The sequence below is a fragment of the Clostridium pasteurianum genome, from assembly GCF_001705235.1.
GTDB classification, from domain to species: domain Bacteria; phylum Bacillota; class Clostridia; order Clostridiales; family Clostridiaceae; genus Clostridium_S; species Clostridium_S pasteurianum_A.
The window spans coordinates 1,806,201-1,825,799 of the sequence record NZ_MCGV01000001.1; the positions used below are offsets into that span (position 1 = coordinate 1,806,201).

A 19,599-nucleotide genomic window follows, 5' to 3' on the forward strand; every position below is an offset into this window, starting at 1 on the left:
CTGACATCGCTTCGCCCGTCAGCTTGAGAGCAACTCACCTGGGAGAAAAATCAAAAACAATTTGACTAGCTTATAAACTTTAATGTATTGCAATATATAAATAGCAATGCGGTTTCCAATCTTTCGTATATTCACCTGGAACAGTGCTTTCATAATCTTCAGTAAAAGCTCTCTTTATATTACCCAATTTTTGATCAAGCCATACTCTCTGCCATGCCTTTCTTGTACATATGCCTATTTGTCCACTTTCATCTTTTTCATCATACTTTTTATATAAGCCTTTATGTACTGCTGCTTCCATTTTTTTAAAGAAATGAGCTGTTACAGCCATTATAGTAAGGTCATAATCTCCTTTTTCGTCACTGGAATAATTACTGTATTTTGAAACTGGGGAAACGCCTTGTTGGAACACATTCTCAGTATTAAAGAGAACGGGCAATTTTCCACTCTCAATATCTCCCCAAATCTCACCAATTACTTTTTCTCCCTCTCCAGAATTATTTGTTCTTACTGTTATTCCTTTTAATTTATAAGCCATAGTTTTACTTCTCTCCTCACGTAAATAATATTTATTTTACAATGTTACAGTAATGCTCATTATACTCAGTACTGACTATAATGAGATTTTTTTGGAACTCTTAATAGAGTCCCCTTAATGTTTCATTTATCCATTTCAATTCAGTTTCCAAATGATATATATGATGATTAAATATGCTAATACAATAAATTCTATACTCAGGCAACAACTTATTCACTGTATTATCTTTATCATTTACTAATTCTTTCAGCTTATTTTCTATGTAATCCTTTTGCTTATTTAAATTTTTAATAACAGCTTTTTTATTAGCAAAATCAGAAAAGTATAATACTCCATCAAAGTCAAATTCCACACTATAATTTTCATTTAAAATTTTATTAATTAGGGAATTAAAATATGTAACTCCTAAATCAGTGATAGAATATACTGTTTTTTCAGGCCTATTTCCATCCCTTTCTACAACATAATTTATATAGCCTTTTTGGGCAAGTTTATCTAAATGATAATAAATTGTAGGGAGTTTAATTTTAGCAAAGTCAGCTATATTATCTGATACTATTTGTTTAATACTATATCCATGTTTTGGACCATATCTCATGAGAATCCCTAGGATATATAATTGTACTTTCATTTGTAATCTCCTTATACTCAGCGCTGACTATAATTATACCCTACCTTTTAATAATGTCAACAATATATTACTCAGAATAAAATCCACTCTTATTTAGTTTATACCAATTGTCTATCTCATCTTCAGTATTTAATCCCAAGCCCTTCATAATCTCACGGCTAAATTCTAATGTTGCTGTTCCATTTGCTGTTATAAAGGAATCAGTTCTTACACATTGTTTTTCAATATAATTATTTTTTCCTGTATAATTTGGACAAACAGAACTTATATACTCCCAGGAATTTCCTGAATGCTTGACTTGGTTCAAATATCCATTAAACGCTAAAAATGTGACTGCATCACATATAGCCGATATAGACTTACTATTTTCTTTAAACATATTTACAAGTTTTTTAACCGCTTCATTTTCATATCTTTCTTTTCTCCAATTGCAGCCACCACACAATATTAGCATTTCAAAGTTTTCAATGCCATTATTTAATATATCATCTATAGCATACGTTGGATTTACTTTTAATCCTCCCATTGAAATAATAACTTCTTTAGATATTGAAACAGTACTTATTTTATACTTATTTGATTTTCTTATTTCAGTACTAATATATCCAATTTCCCAATCAGCATATTCGTTTGATATAAATATTAAAATTTCCTTCATATATTTTCCCTCCAAAAAATTTCTACTTACCAGTACATCTTTATTTGTACATTTCTATAATATCCATACAATTTTCCTTTATCCTCTTAGCAAGCCATATCGGGGATACCACTTTAGCATCCTTGCCAAAAGAAAGTATTACCCCATACCAAAACTTCTCGTCTTCTGGTACTACAAATTCATATTCAAAATCACCACTGCTGTATTCCTTGCAGACTCTTCCTTTTAAATACTCACAGCATTTTGATTTTAATTTTTCCCTACAATACAAAACAATCTTAATTCTTTTTCTGTCGTCTGATGTATTTTTTAGAATTTCTCTTACCATTTTCAAATCATGTACTTTTGTATTTTTCTTTTCTAATATTTTAGGCTTCTCCATCCGAACTAGCTTGTACATACGATAATCTTGATACTTTAAGCAGTATCCTATGAGGTACCAACTATACCATTTATAAATCACAGCAACAGGTTCTACCTTAACTTGTTTTTGCTCATCCTTATTATTAGTATATAAAAAACTAATGACATGTTTTATTTGAATAGACCTATTAAGTATCAATAATATTTCATTAATATTTCTGTTCTCATGTACGACACTAAGATCCATAATCATGGTATTATCTATGTCTGTAGTCAAACTTTTCATTTTTTCTAAAGTAGTCTCAATATCTTTATTCGTATACGCAGATACTAGCCCCTCTAAAGCACATATAACATAGTTATAGTCCATCTCTCCAGCTACCTGTTGCTGCATCTTAAATGTACTCATAATCTCATATCCGCCATCTGCGCCACAGATTGATACTACAGGAATTCCTGCCATACACAAGGTATCAATATCTCTCACAATTGTTCTGATTGAAACTTCAAAGTACTGTGAAAAAAACTGTGCCGATGTTCGACCATGATTTAATAAATAAATTGTTTCTTTAAGTAAACGATCAATTTTCATATTATAAAATACTCCCCATTATCATTCTAAACGAGTCCAATAATTTCCGTACTCCAAGCCATCATGTCCCATTAATTTTTCTTGTGATAGTTTAAAATTCATAAGCTGTAATGCCTCAATTCTCTCTGTCGCAAACTGTTCTGCTTTTGTGGCAATAATATTACATTGAAATAACTTATATGCAGAGTGAACTATAATAGATAATATCTCAGAAATGCAATTCTTCTTTTCATAATCACTTCTTAAATCTAATCTTAAAATTCCACAAGAATTAAAATAATCTTTAGAAACTCTATGAAACAACTCAACTGTTCCAATAACCTCACTACTTTTTTTATCTATAATCGACCACCTAACAAATCCTTTTCTCTCATACTCAAAAATCCAATATTTAATTGCATTCTCCATTTGTTCAAGAGTTTCATAAAAAAATTTATCACCATTGCAATTATCACTATTAAAATATGGAACGGCATTTTTATCACTGTATAACTTTAATAAATCCTTAGCATCATTTATTTCCATAAATCTTAATAAATATTTTGTATTTTCTAGTACAGGGCATGTTCCATAAACATCTTTCATACTTTTTACCCCCCCATTCATATTTTTCTTAATTATAGCAAAATAACAATGACAACAGTGTGTCATTGTTATAATTTTTTTAATCATATTCTACAATTTAATCAAGCAATATATATGCTAAATAAATAAATTTACATTAGAATCTTCAGCCTCTCCGAGATAGTATCCAACGCCACCTATTTTTACTCCATCAATTAATTCCTCTTTTTTTATACCCATTATATCCATAGACATCTGGCAGGCAACTATCTGTATTCCGCTATCTATTGCTGCTTTTATAAGCTCCTCAAGTGATGATACGTTCTTGTCCTTCATAACTTTTCTAATCATCTTAGTACCCATGCCCATCATGTTCATTTTAGATAACTTAAGCTTTTCGCTGCCTCGTGGAAGCATCATTCCAAACATTTTTTCCACAAGTCCCTTTTTAATATCCGCTTTTTCAGGTTTTCTTAAGATGCTTAATCCCCAGAATGTAAAGAACATAGTTACTTTTTTGCCCATTGATGCCGCTCCATTAGCTATTATAAAAGAAGCTATTGCCTTATCTAAATCTCCGCTAAATACTACCATAGTTTTATTATCCTTTGAATCCTCAATTGAATTCAAATTTTCTGAAACTACAATCCCACTGCCTTTTTTTATAAACGCTGTTATGGTGCCACCATCTTTTTTTAGGTCTAAAAGTCCATTATTAGTTCTTTTGCACCATGCTTTTATATCTTCATAAAATCCAGGATCTGAAGCCGTAACTTTAAGAATTTTGCCGATTTCAATACTGTCAACGCAAGCTTTTACCTGCATTAAAGGTCCCGGGCAGCATAATCCGCAGGCATCAAGAGCTTTATCATACTTTTTATCTATATCCACAGCCGCCTCCTTTTGTGCATCATTATTATCATTTCTATTTGCTACTTCTGGCTTAAAACTTAAAACTGATAAGGATTTATATCCACCTGTCAAGTTCTTAACCTTAAATCCCTTCTGCTTTAAAATTCTCTGTGCTATATACCCTCTCAGTCCAACCTGACAATAAACTATTATTTCCTTATCTTTATCTATCTCGTCAATTCTATCACGTAAGCTATCTACAGGAATATTAACTGCTCCAGCTACGTTCCCATTCTCATACTCAATTTTCGTTCTAACATCTATAACTAAAGTATCTTCTCTATTCATATCAAGAAACTCTTCAGCTGTTATTACCTCTGCCTTTCCTGTAAGCACATTTTCTGCTGCAAAGCCTGCCATATTTACAGGATCTTTTGCAGATGAGTATGGTGGTGCATATGAAAGTTCAAGCTCTGTCAAATCATATACAGTTCCATTAAGCCTTATAGTTGAAGCAATCACATCTATCCTTTTATCCACACCATCATAGCCAACAGCCTGAGCTCCAAATATTTTTCCATCATCTCCAAATATCAATTTTATTGACACAGGATGAGAATCTGGATAATAAGAAGCATGGGAGGCTGGATGAACAACTACTACTTTGTATGGAATACCTAACCTTTTTAAAGTTCTTTCATTGTTTCCGGTACTTGCTGCTGTAACATTGAAAACTTTAATTATGGCAGTTCCTTCAGAGCCTTTAAAAATAGATTTAATTCCGCATATATTGTCAGCAGCTATTCTTCCCTGTTTATTTGCTGGTCCTGCTAAGGCTATAGCAGTCTTATTCTTATTTACGAAATCAACTACCTCTACTGCATCTCCTACTGCAAAAACACCTTCTATATTTGTCTCCATATTATCGTTAACTATTATGTGACCTTTTTTGCCCAGTTCAATTCCAGTATTCTTTAGGAAAGAAGTTTCAGGAACAACCCCTATAGAAAGTATTACAAGCTGTGACTTCAATTTATTTCCGCTTGCAAGTGATATTTCAACGTAATCTCCATTATCCTCAAAAGCTTTAACGCCATCATTTAAAACAAGATCTACACCATTGTCATATAACTCTTTTTCAACGATAACGGACATATCTGTATCAAAAGGGGCTAATATATGCGGAGCTGCTTCAACTAAAGTTACATTAAGTCCTCTATCCTTTAGATTTTCAGCCATTTCAACTCCAACATATCCGCCGCCTATTACTACAGCATCCTTTACATTACCACTGTCAACTAAAGATTTTATTCTATCCATATCGGGAATATTTCTTAAAGTCAATATTTTATCACTGTCTATTCCTTCTATAGGTGGTTTAAATGCTCTTGCTCCAGGAGACAAAATGAGGTTATCATAACTTTCCTTGTAAATTCCTTTGTCTTTACTATTTACTTCGATTACTTTATTTTTAGTATCAACAGAAATAACTTCGCTGTTAATTCTTACGTCTATGTTAAATCTTTCTTTCATACTTGAAGGTGTTTGAACTATCAGTCTATCCCTATCTTTTATAGTCTCACCTATATGATACGGCAAGCCACAATTAGCAAAAGATATATAGCTATCCTTTTCTAGCATTACTATTTGGACTTCTTCGTCAAGTCTTCTAAGTCTTGCTGCCGCTGATGCTCCACCAGCAACTCCACCAACTATAACTACCTTTTTCATATTATTTTCCCTCCGTTATCTATTTTCAAAATAAAATTTTAATTATTTCAGCAACTTTCTCGTTACAGACTTTATAATATATTTCAGTACCTTCTCTTCTTCCTTCTATTATTCCAGCAGATTTAAGCTTCTGTAAATGCTGTGACATAGTAGATTGAGGACAATTCATACATTCTGTCATATAGCTAACATTGCATTCTCCCTTTTTCAAAAGTCCTCTTACAATACAAAGCCTTGCAGGATGCGCAATAACCTTTAAAAGTTCTGCTGCAGCATTATAACTTGAAATATTATTATCCATATTATTACCTCTTCACTATATTCATTTATTAATATATTTATATATTACGATATTTAAATATATAAGTCAATAAAAAATTCTTTCCGCAAATCAGAAAGAATTTTTCCCTATAAACATTAAATACATTCTTTTAAAACGCTTCCATCTTTCACTAATATCTTTTTAACAGACTTACTTTGACTTAAATATGGCATTGGAGCGTAAAACATTTCAAATTCAAGAATATCTCCAACTTTAACCTCGTCAGTACAATCCTCTACATCAACAATCAAATGATTACTACTTCCGCCGATGATTTTTGCACCTTCTTTTAATGGTATCAGCTTGTCTTCAAAAGCATATTCCTGTCTTCCAACAGCTAAAAGTGCTCTTTTTCTTATGCCTTTATCCTCGTATTCACGGGTAAGCCCAAATGAATCTACAATTCTTTCACCTATAGGGAATGTAGGTTTTCTCTGTACTTCTATAACTTCAGCCTGCAATTTAATCGCATCTTCATTCATATAATTCATATTATATCCCCAAATATCAGGTAAATCTCTCGATAAAAGTATAGCTTCTCCAACTCTTAAATTATTTATTTCTGAAGGCATTTTATTATCAAGTAAAAGTGAAATACATGTAGTTGCTCCACCTGAAATCATATCTAATTTTCTACCTATCTTATCCTCTATTTCTGAGGCAATATCAGCCAATTCTCCAATATTTTTTTCTGTAGGCTTTATAGCTCCGTAGCAGCCTACATTAGTTCCCATGCCATATAAACATATGTTGTGTAAATTTTTTTCTACATATAAGGCTAAGTTAACAAATTCGTCTCTTTTAAATATTCCTTCTCTTAAATCTCCAACATCATACATCAAAACTACTTTATGCTTTTTATTTTGTTTTTGAGATTCCTTATCTAATAGCTTTAGCACTTCAATTTCTGAATTTACGCTTATATCAACATATTTAACAACATTATGAACTTCGCTCATCATTGGCGTTATTATAAGCATCATGGGAAGATTTATTCCGTGCTCCTTAAGCTTTATTATATTACTTAGTTTGGCATCAGCCATGTAATCTACTCCTGCTTTTACAAATTCATCTGCAACTTCAGGTATAGCATTTATTCCCTTTACAACTCCAGCAACTTTTATATTGTTGTTACTACATAGTTTTACTATATTCTTAGCATTTTCATATATTTTATCAAGATTAATTTGCAGTGCAGGGTATTTAAAATCTATATTCATGGCTGTGATGCCTCCTATCATTAACTATTTTGCATAAACGTCATAACCAAACCATTTCTTAGATAACTTTGACATTGTTCCGTCTTTCTTTAATTCATCAAAAGCTTTTTGGTATGCATCTCTAAGTGCTTTATCTGATTTTCTAAATGCAGCTCCAACTGGTTCTTTTCCCATGTACTCTTTAACTTTCTTAAACTTACCTGGGTTCTTTACATTATAGTAATCTCCTACCATTGGATCTGCTACTACTGCTTCAATTCTATTATTTTGTAAATCTAAAAATGCATCAGTAGTCTGTTGATATTTCTTAGTTTCTTTTAATCCCTGAAATTTCTTTAATGCTTCTTCAGCTGTTGTTCCTGCCTGACATCCAACTACTTTTCCTTTTAAATCATCCGGTTTCTTTATAGCCGTATCACTGCTCTTTACAAATATTGCATCTCCTCCATAAATATATGGCTCTGAAAACAATGTTGTACCTTTTCTTTCATTTGTTATACTTACACAAGATTGAATCATATCAAATTTCTTTGACTTAAGTGCTACAAATATACCATCATAAGAATTAGTTACTATTTGAGCCTTTACTCCCATTTTTTTAGCTATAGCATTTACCATGTCAACATCAAAACCAGCAACCTTGTTATTGCTATCTCTAAATTCCATTGGTGGATAATCATCAGAAAGTCCTACTTTAAGAACTCCCGCTTTCTTCACATTTTGAAGTGAATCATCACCCGTACTTTTACTTTGTGAACATCCACCTAAAATACCTAAACTAATTACTCCCATTACTGCTACTGCCATTATTTTTTTAATTGTCTTATTCATTAAATAAACACCTCTTTGAATTTTTATTCATAGTATAATCCACGCATTTTTCTTCTTAAACTAGTTGTATTATACAAAAAACCAGAGAAATAATCAAGTACTTTTATACAATTTGTATGAATATTTATTCAAAATTTCATCATTATATTTTCTTTGGGCGGAAAAATATCCAACTAGAAGCAGTAAAAAATAAACTAAGTAAATAAGAAATGTTCCAAAAGAAAATCGAAACTTTAAATTAGAAATCTCAATATATACTATACTCATAATTAAACTTAATATAAGCGGCTCAAAAAAAGCTGCGCACAACTTAAATTTAATGAGTTTTTTAAATTCATTTTTAGTAATGCCTATTTTGAATAACCTATTATAAAGTCTTTTCATCATAGGTATACTGAAAGAAGTATTAAAAAAAATTGTCGTTGAAAAAATAATGAAACACAAAAGAGTAGTAAAAATATATATAAAAGACAAGAAATTCACTTTACTCACAACTAATAGATTCCCAATAGTTTTATATTGCAAGTTATATGTGTAATTTATTCTAACATAGGATATAATCATAAAACTTAAAAACGTCAATAGAAATGTCAGCTTTCTTCCTGTATAGAATGCACTTTTCATGCTTTTCATTTTTATGTATGATCCAAATCTTATTTTTTTGATTAATTTGTTTATAAACCACGTACATGGATTAACAGATAAAAACACTACCACCATGCTTATAAAAATATTTGTAACATAAAATTCCATACTTTTAGAAAAGCTTACTGACATTTTTTTATAAATCGCACAAGCTACTAATATTGATATTAGAATTTTAACTTTTCTATTTTCACTTTTTACATTCATAGGCTTATCTTTATATTTTATTATTTCCTTAACCTCAAGAAGCTTTGAAATACTGTGTATCTTATAAACCATCAACATAAATATCCAAAAAAACAGTACCAATACATTAAGGTAATTTTTATATGTAATTTGAAAATATACATTTTTAAGTTTGCATAATTTAACTATTGAAAGAAAGAATATTTTAGAAAATATCACACCAAAAAAAGTTCCTAATAAAAGTGCTGTAGTAAGCAATAGAAAACTTTCTATTAAAAGTAACCTTTTTAATTCCTTCTTGGTTATTCCAAGTATAATAAATGCTGTAAATTCATTAGTTCTCCATTTCATATAATTATCATATGAGTATACAATAAATATACCTATACTCATCATTATATATATTACCGAAAAGCTTACTACATAATTTATCAAAACACTTTCATTATTATGTATAATATAATTATTTAAAATCACTGTAGAGTATATAAAATTTATCATTACAGCGCAGCCAGAAGATAATATGAAACTTACGTACTTAAAAAAATTAATTTTTAGACTCTTAAATAAAACCTTCTCATATTTCATCTGTTTCACCACCAATTATGGCAAGGCAATCCAATATCCTATTAAAAAATTCCCTTTTCCCTTCCTTTCTGTAAAGCTCTGTATACGCTTTTCCATCCTTTATAAAAAGAACTTTTTTGCAGAAACTTGCCGCATAAGAATCATGTGTAACCATAATTATAGTGCTGTTTCTATTCTCATTTATCATCTGCATATATTTCATAAATTTTGTTGTTGCCTTGGAATCTAAATTTCCAGTTGGTTCGTCCGCCATTATTATTTTAGGATTTGTGATTAGTGCTCTACATGCCGCTGCTCTCTGCTGCTGTCCTCCTGATACATTATAAGGATATTTATCTTTTTGCTCCCATATATTAAAAAATTTAAAAAGCTCCTCTACCTTATAATTTATACTTTTTTCATCAACTTTATCTTTTATAAAAAGAGGCAAAACAACATTTTCTTCTAAGGTCAAGTCCTCAAGCAAATTAAAATCCTGAGATATAATGCCTAAATTTTCTCTTCTAAAAATAGACATATCATCCTTTGTAAAGTTTGCTATATCTTTGCCCATTATTTTAACCTTTCCAAGAGTTGGTTCATCTATTCCACTTAATATGTTTAAAAGAGTTGTTTTTCCGCTGCCAGAAGGCCCCATAATCCCAGTGAAATCGCCTTCTTCAATGTTTAAGCTTATTCCATTTAAAGCATTATTTGAATTAATTTCAAACTTACCGCCGTAGACCTTTGTTATATTTTCTGCTTGAAGTACATTCAAGAATTTCACCACCTATATAGAAAATCTTATATCTATATTATAAGAAAACTAATAACCATGAAAAATCTTTTTATATTAATCTTCACTTACATTTTTGTAAGCATTAAAGATTCACTTTAGATATGTATGTAATTTTAACCGAGGTGCCTTTATTTAGTTCCGATTTAATAGATATTTCATGTCCAAGATTATCTGCTATTTTTTTGCACATATAAAGACCTATGCCAGTAGAATTTTCAAACTGTCTCCCATTTTCGCCTGTAAAAAATGGCTCAAAAACTCTACTTAAATCATATTCCGGTATTCCCACCCCTTCATCTTTTATAATCATATGGGTTTTCTCATTCTCCTGAATTATATTAAAATAAACATAGCTTTTGGTATCCCTTTTAGAATATTTTATTGAATTTGAAACCACTTGGTCTATTATAAAACCGCTCCATTTTTTATCAGTAAGCACTAAAGCCTCTTCCATATTAAATTGAAGTTTAGGAAACACATTTCCATATATAAACTGGTTTTTCCTTGAGTTTATTACTGACTTAATAAGACTAACAAGATCAACTACTTCTGGTTCATAATCTCTCGAAAATTCATCTAGCCTTATTACATTAAGTACCTGCTCTAAACCATTTTTTATCTTATAATTTTCTTCTTCAATATTTTTTATAATTTCCTTATCTATATTGTCTTTTTCTCTTTGAATTATTAAATTTATTACAGAAACTGGAGTCTTCATATTGTGAACTCCTTGAGAAACAAAATATTTTATATCCGAATTTTTATATTCTATTTTGCTTATTTCCTTTTCATATTCTTTATGTGTTTTAAACATAACTTCTTGAACCATTTTTTGCTCCGGAGTTGCTGCTTCAAGGTCATAGTATTCTTTTTCTATACCTCTAGTTAAATTAATATTAAACCTATAATATTTGAACCATTGAATAACCATAAAGATTATATATATAGAAAACACAAGGATGAGCGGATAAAAAAAATCAGTCAAATCCTTTGAAACATAAAAATAAAAAAGTATTATTCCAGCACTTAAAAAAAAGCTTATACTATAAAGAAAATTTTCCTTTAAAAAGTTTTTAAGGATTTTTTTATACATTTAAAAACTCCTACCCTCATATTATAATTATTTTTTAAACGTTATATAGTATCCAATGCCTCGTTTATTTTTAACAGCACCTTCTACCCCTATTTCACTTAATTTATTTTTTACTCTTGTAACATTCACTGTAAGTGTATTGTCATCCACAAATGAAGACTCATCCCAAAGCTCTTCCAAAAGTTCTTCTCTAGTGACAACCTTATCTACATTTTTTAAAAGCTTGCTTATGAGTTTAAGTTCATTTTTAGTAACATCTACAGATTTATCACCATGTATCATTTTAAAAGTATTTTTATCTATAGTTATACCATTAACCGTAAAAACCTGAAGACTATCCTCAGAATATTCACCATATATTCTTCTAATAGATGCCTGAACCTTGGCAAGTAGAAGCTCAAAGCTAAAAGGCTTTGTTATATAATCATCCGCTCCAATTTCTAGCCCTCTTATTTGCTCAATTTCACTGCTTCTAGCAGATATAAATATTATTGGTGCTTTTGATTTCCTTCTAAATATTCTACATAAATTATAACCATCATAATAAGGCAAATTAATATCAAGAAGAACAAGGTCTGGCTTTATTTCATCAAATTCTTCTTCTATTCTTTTAAAATTTTTTATGTCAAAAACCTCATAGCCGTACATTGTAAGATATTCTTTTGTAAGCTCACAAAGTTTTTTATCATCTTCTACTAATAAAATTTTATACATAGTTTCCTCCAAACTTAAGCTCTCCGTAATTCTATAGCTATATTATAAACTTCAGAATATTGTTAAACAACTTTAAATTGGAGATGGTGATTTAAGTTTTACGCTATCTATATTTTTTACAAATTTTAATTTATTATTTTTGTATGGTATAAAGCCAACAAAAGCTATACAGCACCAATGCTGTACAGCTTTTAAAATACAAAAACAATATTATGTATTAAATTTACTATAGATTATGTTTATACTATAAACTATAATTATTTTGATGATAATGAAAAAATAATCTTAGCTAAAACATATCCTAACGGAAATAACATAAACATAATTCCTAAAATTATTGAACTTTTATTAAATAAATATTTTGTTACTGTATTTTGAGTTTTCATCTGTTTCAAGTATATTTTATTCATTGCTATACCTGTACCGCCAATAATTATAAGACATATTCCTATAAAACAAATAGCACCAATAATGATTCCAATTATAGCTAGAACAAATGACAAAGCAAGCAAAAATAGCATTTAGATTACCTCCTTTATAAATTATTTAAAATCAATACTCCTACAATCAAAAAACACAAAGCTATTATAATACCCGCCCACATATGTATCGCTGAAAGTAGCCAATAACCAAATTTTATTTTTTTACCAGATGTATCAAAACTTTTACTCATCTTCATACCTTTATATCCCTGTACTATTGCAATAACAGCAAAAACTAAAGCCATTATAAGTGCTAAAATAATAAGTGCATTTCCTAGTTTTATCATCTTTTCCTCCTTACCCTTGAAAATTAATTTTCGCAATATATGTATGTTACAACTTATATTATAAAAGCAACCATTTTAAATGTAAAATTTATTTAGATTAAAAATATGTTTTAAACTTTTTCAATCACAAAAACAGCAGGTCAAAATTACACCTGCTGTTCCCCATTAAATTCAAATTTTTTTTAGTCTCTCTCTAAAATGCTGTACATTACCGGAACTATTATAAGTGTAAGAATTGTAGATACTACAAGCCCACCTATAACTACTATGCCAAGTCCCTGTGAAATTACTGCTCCTTCAGAAAAACCTACTGCAAGCGGCATAAGTGCCATTACCGTTGCTATTGCCGTCATAAATATAGGTCTAATTCTTATGGAACCTGCTTCAAGTAAAGCCTCCCTTACCTTCATTCCTTTTTTCCTATTGTTTTGTACCCTATCCAGAAGCACTATTGCATTAGTTACAACTATTCCTATTAACATAAGCATTCCTATGAGTCCCGGAATTCCTAATGGCTGTCTTGTTATAAATAATGCAAATATTGCTCCAATAGCTGCAAATGGAAGCGAAAACAATATTGCAAAAGGTGCTTTAGGTTCTCCAAAGGCAACCACCATTACCATGTAAACCATAAATATAGCTGCAAGTATTGCCATTCCCATCTGTGAAAAACTGTCGCTTATATTTTTAGCACTCCCATTTTGTGTAAATGTAACACCACTAGGCATCCCTTTAAGTGACTTTATTTTATCCATGGCTTTTTGTGATGCTGCATTAGTATCTTTTATATTTATATCAGCAGTAACAGAAGCATATTCATTTCCATTAAGTTCAGCTATACTTACAGGTCCATTATCAACTTTAACGTCAGCTATATCACTTAAGTTAAAACTCCCTTGTGCTCCTTGAAGCTGAATATTTTTAACTTTATCTAAAGAAGTAATATCCTTATTGTCATATCCTAAATATACATTTATATCATCATTTCCAGATTGTATTGTAGTCACATTAGTATAGTTCATCATGCCACTAACCATTCCTGCTGCTTGAAGCGGTGAAAGCCCCTCTGCCGCTGCCTTACTGCTGTCTATTGAAACAGAAACTTCTGGCTTTGTTGCTGAAAGCGTATTGGTTACATTGGATAGTTCGCTCATACCTTTAAGCGCATCCGTTGCCTTATCGGCGGCTGTAGTTATATCTTTAATATTATTTCCATTTACTAATATTTCAACATTATCCTTGCTCATACTAGTAAAACTTTTAGCAGTGACAGAAAATTGAACCTTGCTGTTAGACATCTGCTGAGCTTTTTTTATTATTTCATTTCCTACCTTATCATAGTTAACTCCATCTTTGAGTACTATAGTAAATTTACCGGAATTACTACCTTGAATAAACAAAGGCGAAGTTGAACTTGAACTGTTATCTCCAATTGTACTTGCTATAGTTTTTACATCCTTCCTGCCTGATACGTATTTTTCAAACTTCATCGCCTCTTCATTAGTTTTTTCTGCTGAAGTTCCTGGAGACGTAGTTATCGTTGCATTTAATGTATTAGATGAATCTGATGGTAAAAATTGAATTCCAATGCCCTTTACAAGCAAAAGTGAAAATACAAATAATATAACTGAAGCTGACATAACTAATACTCTATGATTAAGGGCACCATTTAATATCTTTTTGTATAACCTAACTACAGTACCTTCACCCTTCTCAATTCTTGGCTTCTCATTCAATATCATAACCTTACTAAGCACCGGAACAACCGTTAGTGCAACTAGAAGAGATGCTAAAATACATGTTACAACAGTCACAGCAAAAGGCACAAATATTTTTCCAACCATTCCGCTTATCATTGCTAGTGGTAAAAATACTGCAACAGTTGTTATTGTAGATGATGTTATTGCTGAACCAACTTCATTTACCGCTGTTTGAATAACATTTTCCTTTTCTGTATCATGTTTTAAGATTCTTCTGTGAATATTTTCAATAACAACAATAGAATCATCTACTATACGACCTACAGCCACTGCCATTCCTGAAAGAGACATTATATTTAAGGTTATTCCAAATCTAGGTAGCAATATAAGTGCTATAAGTATTGAAAGTGGTATTGAAATCACAGCTATTACAGTCGCTCTCATATTTTTCAAAAACAAAGCTATAACTATTACTGCGAAAAGTGCACCTAAAACTCCCTCTCTAACCATTCCATCTACGGACTGTTTAACATCTAAAGAAGAATCACTTATCTTGTTAAATTTAACCCCACTATTGGATTTTTCCAAATCGCTAAGAGCACTTTCCACATTCTTTGCAATATCTACAGTATTTCCATCATCAGTTTTGTAAATGTTCATTACCACAGAATTTTTAGCGTTTGATCTAACAAAATAAGTCGCATTAACATTTCCTTTTGTTACTGCTGCTACATCCTTTAGATATACAACTTTTACCTGTGGTGAAGCTTCTGTATTATTAGAAGTAGCATTTACATTTTTTAGGCCGCTATTTTCCTGTAGGTTTCCCATAGATGATGAAGCTGATGGTTTGGCCATGCTAGATAAATTTTTGCTATTCTGCTGCTGTTCACCCATTATTTTATTTAATTGAACTTGTGCAGCCTGAAGTCCAGCTTCTGCTCCTGATATTACGTTTTGTGCCTCTTCCTTATCTTTAGCCGATAACTTTGGATTTGCTAAAACCTGCTGCTCTGAAATTATTTGAGCCTCTGCCTTCTGCATTTGTCCAAGTACAGCAATAGCCTCTGTATTTCCTCCAACCATCTGATCTGTCTGCCCAACCGCCTGACCTAATTGTCCCATGGATTGTCCTAGTTGCCCCATGGACTGCCCCATCTGTCCCATTCCTTGTCCTAACTGCCCAACTGCTTGTCCTAATTGATTCATTCCATTCTGCACTTTTTGAAAAGCATCACCAACTACCTGATTTTGATTTGGAAGTACCGCTATTGGCATCGCCTCTATATCAGCAATTGTATAAAGCTTTTTAGTCATTTGTATAGGAAGTGTGTTATTTCCTATATTAACGCTTCCAGCTGGAAAAGATATATTATTACCTTGAAGAGCTGTTTTCACATCTGATAGTGTAAGTCCATTACTTTTTAACTTATCATTATCCACATTTACATATATATCACCATTAGATGTTCCTTGTATATCTACACTGGAAACACCAGAAATTCCACTGAGCTTTGGCTCTATTTTATCATTTACCAACTTTGTTATCTCGTCCATACCCTTGCTGCTTTCTATGGAATAGGTCATTATAGGTGTACTTCCCATACTTATTCTTGATACTGTGGTTTTTTGTGCAGAAGTTGGAAGTTTAACCCTATTCACTGCATCTTCTACGTCCTTTTCTGCTTTATCCATATCTGCTGAATAATCAAATTCAGCTACTACAATAGATACATTTTGATTTGAAGTAGTTTTTACATCCTGTATTCCCGCAATACCTGAAATTGATTTTTGAATTGGACTAGATACATCACTGTTAATTTCCTCTGGTGATGCCCCTGGATACACGGTTACAGCTGTTACCACTGGTATATTTATATTAGGCATGGATTCCATGTTTATATTCTTTGCTGAATACAAGCCTCCAATAGTAATAAGTACTATTATTAAAAATATTACAAAAGCATTTTTTAGGGAAAATTTAGTTAATCTATTCAAAATTTCATCATCCCTCTCCTTATATAAAATTAATTCTAAATATAATTTTATATAAGAAGATAAACTTGTTGAATTTATTATGCTTAAAAAAAGCTTACAAAGTTGTAAGTCTAATCATAAAATTTGACTTTTTTATTACGTTAGCATATAATTAGTGTACTAACTATATGTGCAATAATTAAATGTATATCATATATTTTAGGAGGTATAAGCTCATGACATCTCTCGATAAATCCGTTGGCATGAATATAAACTACATAAATAGAAAGATATTACGATTTTTGTCTTTAAATCTGAAAAAATATAATATAACCACAGAACAGTGGTCAGTGCTGCTTTATCTATTAGATCAAGATGGTATAAATCAAAAACAATTAGCCATCAAAGTTCATAAAGATCAAGCTACACTAGTAAGGATATTAGATATTCTTGAAAGAAAAAACTTAATACTACGAAAAAAATGTGCTGAAGATAGACGTTCATTTTTAATCTATGGCACACCAGAAGGAAAAAAATTAAAAGAAGAGGTATATCCTTTCGTTGAAAGTTTATTTAAAAAACTCATAAACAATATTTCAAAAGAACAACTAGATTTATTTATAAATACCCTAAAGACAATTGAAGAAAATATAGACATAGAAGAAAAGAACCTTAATTCAAACAGTTAAAATCTTTCTACAAAATTTTATAATTCATCAATCTCCCATATATAAAATATAAAGCTGTATATGGGCAATTGGTCTGATTATTTTTTATTAAGATATTATAAATTTACCCACACTTCTACTATAAAATTTTGCGGAAAGTTAATTTAAATATAATATGGAGGAATGATTTAATGGAAGAACTTTTAGATGAACAAAATTATAATGAGCCCAAATATAATGTAGTGCCAATAAGCATTTCACTTATATTAGCTGGCTTTCTATGTATGCTTAATGAAACTCTATTAAACATGGCATTAAAAAGCCTTATGGTTCAATTCAGTATATCCGCAAACACCGTTCAATGGCTCAGTACCGGATATATGCTTATTATGGGTATAGCAATCCCCGTTTCAGCATTACTAATTCAAACTTTCACTACAAGGCAGCTTTTTTTAAGCTCTGTAACAATATTTTTGTTTGGAACAATTATAAGTTCTATAGCACCAAGCTTTTCAGTTCTACTAATTGCTAGATTAATACAAGCTATTGGAACTGGTATTTTAATACCAACTATAGTTAATACCTTATTAATTATAAATCCAATAGAAAAACGTGGAAAAGCACTTGGAATATTTAATCTTGTAATGTTCTGCGCACCAGCTATCGGTCCAACAGTTTCTGGTCTTATTATTCAATCACTCAATTGGAGATGGTTATTTCTTATAGTATTGCCTTTTTCAGTTGTATCATTAATTTTAGGATTTAAGTATATTGAAAATGTAACAACTCTTACAAAACCACCTATAGATATTCTTTCCATTGTACTATCTACTATTGGTTTTGGTGGATTCATATACGGTGTTAGTAATATTGGAGGCATTCATGCATATTTAATAGCACTACCTATAATTATTGGTTGTATAGCCTTAGCTGGATTTGTTTTGCGACAAATAAAAATGAGTGAACCTATGCTAGATATGAAACCTTTTGCGCAACCTATGTTTAGTCTTGGCTGCATACTTATGATAATCATGCACATGATTAATTTTGCAACTATGCTTGTTTTACCAATGTTTCTTGAAGGAGCTTTAGGTCTTACTGCCTTTACTGCAGGACTTCTTATGCTTCCTGGTGGATTTATCAACGGAGTAATATCACCAATTTCAGGTCACTTATATGATAAATTTGGACCTAAGGCTTTAATTATACCTGGATTTGCTCTATCAACTATTGCTTTCTTGTTACTTTCACATTTTGTATCCTTGAGTATAGCAATTCCAACAATTATAGTTTTACATTGCTTATCACTAATAGCCGTTGGACTTATAAATACACCAGTACAAACAAATAGTTTAAATCAATTATCCCCAAAATACTACCCTCATGGTACTGCTATAATGAATACTCTTCAACAAATAGCAGGAGCTTTTGGTACTTCTCTATTTGTTGCTATTATGTGTTCTTATCAAAATAAATATCTACTTAATGCAAGCAGTACAGTTAAAAATAAACAAGCCTTAAGTTTAGTATTTGGAGTACACAATACTTTTTTAATTGAAACTTTTGTTCTTGTCGCTGCTTTAATACTATCTTTATTTATAAAGAATTTAAATAAAAAAGAACCTACTGCTAAAGCTTAACAATTTAAAAGATTTAATACCGAAATTCATTTTTCAGTATTAAATCCTATAATAGATTCTTCGCTATGTATATAAAAATACACTTTCTATTTTATCCTATTAGTGGATATAAATATTTGTCTTCTTTATCAAGCCTATTCTGAATTAAGTTTACTATTCTATGGGTATTATTTTTAAAATCTACGATATTTTCACAAACTTTATTTTTTGTATTATACTTATTTTTATATTGCTCAAATTCATTTCCTAGACTGCCCATATCATCTATATATTCTTTTGCAACTTTATTTATATTTTTGTCATCACTATTTAATAAATCAGGATATAAAAATTTATCCTCAGCTTGTAAATGTACCTTTAAAATTCCCGCCAAAACACTTACATCTCTAGCTATTTCAGCGGCATTCTCTTCACTAACATTACCATTTATAAAATTTTTAAGACTTTTTATATTTTCATATATATCAGTATGCTGTCTTTTAAGATTATCAATATACATTATAAATCACTCCTAATCATGTTTTAAATTTTATACATAC

19 protein-coding genes are annotated in these 19,599 nt (G+C 30.6%); 2 read left to right on the forward strand and 17 right to left on the reverse strand.

Annotated features, from left to right (window positions below):
* Nucleotides 1–79: 79 nt before the first annotated feature.
* The 16 genes from BEE63_RS07860 to BEE63_RS07935 all read right to left on the reverse strand — a co-directional run bounded on the left by BEE63_RS07860 (nt 80) and on the right by BEE63_RS07935 (nt 16,773).
* On the reverse strand, nt 80–538 hold the full coding sequence (locus tag BEE63_RS07860; protein ID WP_066020865.1) for a hypothetical protein: 459 nt from the start codon (nt 536–538) through the stop codon (nt 80–82).
* A 100-nt stretch (nt 539–638) separates the two neighbouring features.
* Nucleotides 639–1,169 carry a PadR family transcriptional regulator gene (locus tag BEE63_RS07865; protein WP_066020866.1) on the reverse strand — a complete coding sequence of 177 codons (531 nt, stop codon included), beginning with the start codon at nt 1,167–1,169 and terminating at the stop codon, nt 639–641.
* A 67-nt stretch (nt 1,170–1,236) separates the two neighbouring features.
* The gene (locus BEE63_RS07870; RefSeq protein ID WP_066020867.1) at nt 1,237–1,827 is read right to left on the reverse strand and encodes a DJ-1/PfpI family protein; all 591 of its coding nucleotides are present in this window, start codon (nt 1,825–1,827) and stop codon (nt 1,237–1,239) included.
* A gap of 40 nt (nt 1,828–1,867) precedes the next feature.
* Nucleotides 1,868–2,782 (reverse strand): helix-turn-helix transcriptional regulator, encoded by a 915-nt coding sequence (locus BEE63_RS07875; protein ID WP_066020868.1) that lies wholly within the window; start codon nt 2,780–2,782, stop codon nt 1,868–1,870.
* A gap of 21 nt (nt 2,783–2,803) precedes the next feature.
* Complete coding sequence (locus tag BEE63_RS07880) at nt 2,804–3,367, reverse strand: GNAT family N-acetyltransferase (RefSeq protein ID WP_066020869.1); 564 nt, start codon at nt 3,365–3,367, stop codon at nt 2,804–2,806.
* Between the two features lie 117 nt (nt 3,368–3,484).
* Entirely contained in the window at nt 3,485–5,929 is a 2,445-nt protein-coding gene (locus tag BEE63_RS07885) for a DsrE/DsrF/DrsH-like family protein (protein WP_066020870.1), read from the reverse strand.
* A 25-nt stretch (nt 5,930–5,954) separates the two neighbouring features.
* Nucleotides 5,955–6,230 (reverse strand): ArsR/SmtB family transcription factor, encoded by a 276-nt coding sequence (locus BEE63_RS07890; RefSeq protein WP_066020871.1) that lies wholly within the window; start codon nt 6,228–6,230, stop codon nt 5,955–5,957.
* A 116-nt stretch (nt 6,231–6,346) separates the two neighbouring features.
* Complete coding sequence (locus tag BEE63_RS07895) at nt 6,347–7,471, reverse strand: alanine/ornithine racemase family PLP-dependent enzyme (RefSeq protein WP_066020872.1); 1,125 nt, start codon at nt 7,469–7,471, stop codon at nt 6,347–6,349.
* 24 nt (nt 7,472–7,495) lie between these two features.
* Entirely contained in the window at nt 7,496–8,302 is an 807-nt protein-coding gene (locus BEE63_RS07900; RefSeq protein ID WP_066020873.1) for an ABC transporter substrate-binding protein, read from the reverse strand.
* A 93-nt stretch (nt 8,303–8,395) separates the two neighbouring features.
* Nucleotides 8,396–9,721 (reverse strand): FtsX-like permease family protein, encoded by a 1,326-nt coding sequence (locus BEE63_RS07905; RefSeq protein ID WP_066020874.1) that lies wholly within the window; start codon nt 9,719–9,721, stop codon nt 8,396–8,398.
* Entirely contained in the window at nt 9,711–10,478 is a 768-nt protein-coding gene (locus BEE63_RS07910) for an ABC transporter ATP-binding protein (protein WP_066020875.1), read from the reverse strand. Before BEE63_RS07910 ends, BEE63_RS07905 begins: the two co-directional genes overlap by 11 nt.
* A 103-nt stretch (nt 10,479–10,581) precedes the next feature.
* Complete coding sequence (locus BEE63_RS07915) at nt 10,582–11,592, reverse strand: sensor histidine kinase (RefSeq protein ID WP_066020876.1); 1,011 nt, start codon at nt 11,590–11,592, stop codon at nt 10,582–10,584.
* A gap of 27 nt (nt 11,593–11,619) precedes the next feature.
* Nucleotides 11,620–12,306: a response regulator transcription factor gene (locus BEE63_RS07920; RefSeq protein ID WP_066020877.1), complete on the reverse strand. Its 687-nt coding sequence runs from the start codon at nt 12,304–12,306 to the stop codon at nt 11,620–11,622.
* A 257-nt stretch (nt 12,307–12,563) separates the two neighbouring features.
* On the reverse strand, nt 12,564–12,827 hold the full coding sequence (locus tag BEE63_RS07925; RefSeq protein ID WP_066020878.1) for a hypothetical protein: 264 nt from the start codon (nt 12,825–12,827) through the stop codon (nt 12,564–12,566).
* A 14-nt stretch (nt 12,828–12,841) separates the two neighbouring features.
* A complete protein-coding gene (locus tag BEE63_RS07930) occupies nt 12,842–13,075 on the reverse strand; it encodes a hypothetical protein (protein ID WP_066020879.1) in 234 nt (77 codons plus the stop codon).
* A gap of 182 nt (nt 13,076–13,257) precedes the next feature.
* Nucleotides 13,258–16,773: an efflux RND transporter permease subunit gene (locus BEE63_RS07935; protein ID WP_066020880.1), complete on the reverse strand. Its 3,516-nt coding sequence runs from the start codon at nt 16,771–16,773 to the stop codon at nt 13,258–13,260.
* Between the two features lie 215 nt (nt 16,774–16,988).
* On the opposite strand from BEE63_RS07935, the gene BEE63_RS07940 reads away from it, so the two are divergent.
* Nucleotides 16,989–17,441: a MarR family winged helix-turn-helix transcriptional regulator gene (locus BEE63_RS07940; protein WP_066020881.1), complete on the forward strand. Its 453-nt coding sequence runs from the start codon at nt 16,989–16,991 to the stop codon at nt 17,439–17,441.
* A gap of 170 nt (nt 17,442–17,611) precedes the next feature.
* Nucleotides 17,612–19,060, forward strand: a complete 1,449-nt coding sequence (locus BEE63_RS07945; RefSeq protein WP_066020882.1) for an MDR family MFS transporter — start codon at nt 17,612–17,614, stop codon at nt 19,058–19,060.
* A 91-nt stretch (nt 19,061–19,151) separates the two neighbouring features.
* Here BEE63_RS07945 and BEE63_RS07950 read toward each other — a convergent pair whose 3' ends face one another.
* On the reverse strand, nt 19,152–19,559 hold the full coding sequence (locus BEE63_RS07950) for a hemerythrin domain-containing protein (protein ID WP_066020883.1): 408 nt from the start codon (nt 19,557–19,559) through the stop codon (nt 19,152–19,154).
* Nucleotides 19,560–19,599 lie beyond the last annotated feature (40 nt).

What these genes read in the sequence shown, in the direction of transcription:
- BEE63_RS07860 (WP_066020865.1), bottom strand. Translation starts at nt 538, where the DNA reads ATGGCTTATAAATTAAAAGGAATAACAGTAAGAACAAATAATTCTGGA.
- BEE63_RS07865 (WP_066020866.1), bottom strand. Translation starts at nt 1,169, where the DNA reads ATGAAAGTACAATTATATATCCTAGGGATTCTCATGAGATATGGTCCA.
- BEE63_RS07870 (WP_066020867.1), bottom strand. Translation starts at nt 1,827, where the DNA reads ATGAAGGAAATTTTAATATTTATATCAAACGAATATGCTGATTGGGAA.
- BEE63_RS07875 (WP_066020868.1), bottom strand. Translation starts at nt 2,782, where the DNA reads ATGAAAATTGATCGTTTACTTAAAGAAACAATTTATTTATTAAATCAT.
- BEE63_RS07880 (WP_066020869.1), bottom strand. Translation starts at nt 3,367, where the DNA reads ATGAAAGATGTTTATGGAACATGCCCTGTACTAGAAAATACAAAATAT.
- BEE63_RS07885 (WP_066020870.1), bottom strand. Translation starts at nt 5,929, where the DNA reads ATGAAAAAGGTAGTTATAGTTGGTGGAGTTGCTGGTGGAGCATCAGCG.
- BEE63_RS07890 (WP_066020871.1), bottom strand. Translation starts at nt 6,230, where the DNA reads ATGGATAATAATATTTCAAGTTATAATGCTGCAGCAGAACTTTTAAAG.
- BEE63_RS07895 (WP_066020872.1), bottom strand. Translation starts at nt 7,471, where the DNA reads ATGAATATAGATTTTAAATACCCTGCACTGCAAATTAATCTTGATAAA.
- BEE63_RS07900 (WP_066020873.1), bottom strand. Translation starts at nt 8,302, where the DNA reads ATGAATAAGACAATTAAAAAAATAATGGCAGTAGCAGTAATGGGAGTA.
- BEE63_RS07905 (WP_066020874.1), bottom strand. Translation starts at nt 9,721, where the DNA reads ATGAAATATGAGAAGGTTTTATTTAAGAGTCTAAAAATTAATTTTTTT.
- BEE63_RS07915 (WP_066020876.1), bottom strand. Translation starts at nt 11,592, where the DNA reads ATGTATAAAAAAATCCTTAAAAACTTTTTAAAGGAAAATTTTCTTTAT.
- BEE63_RS07920 (WP_066020877.1), bottom strand. Translation starts at nt 12,306, where the DNA reads ATGTATAAAATTTTATTAGTAGAAGATGATAAAAAACTTTGTGAGCTT.
- BEE63_RS07925 (WP_066020878.1), bottom strand. Translation starts at nt 12,827, where the DNA reads ATGCTATTTTTGCTTGCTTTGTCATTTGTTCTAGCTATAATTGGAATC.
- BEE63_RS07930 (WP_066020879.1), bottom strand. Translation starts at nt 13,075, where the DNA reads ATGATAAAACTAGGAAATGCACTTATTATTTTAGCACTTATAATGGCT.
- BEE63_RS07940 (WP_066020881.1), top strand. Translation starts at nt 16,989, where the DNA reads ATGACATCTCTCGATAAATCCGTTGGCATGAATATAAACTACATAAAT.
- BEE63_RS07945 (WP_066020882.1), top strand. Translation starts at nt 17,612, where the DNA reads ATGGAAGAACTTTTAGATGAACAAAATTATAATGAGCCCAAATATAAT.
- BEE63_RS07950 (WP_066020883.1), bottom strand. Translation starts at nt 19,559, where the DNA reads ATGTATATTGATAATCTTAAAAGACAGCATACTGATATATATGAAAAT.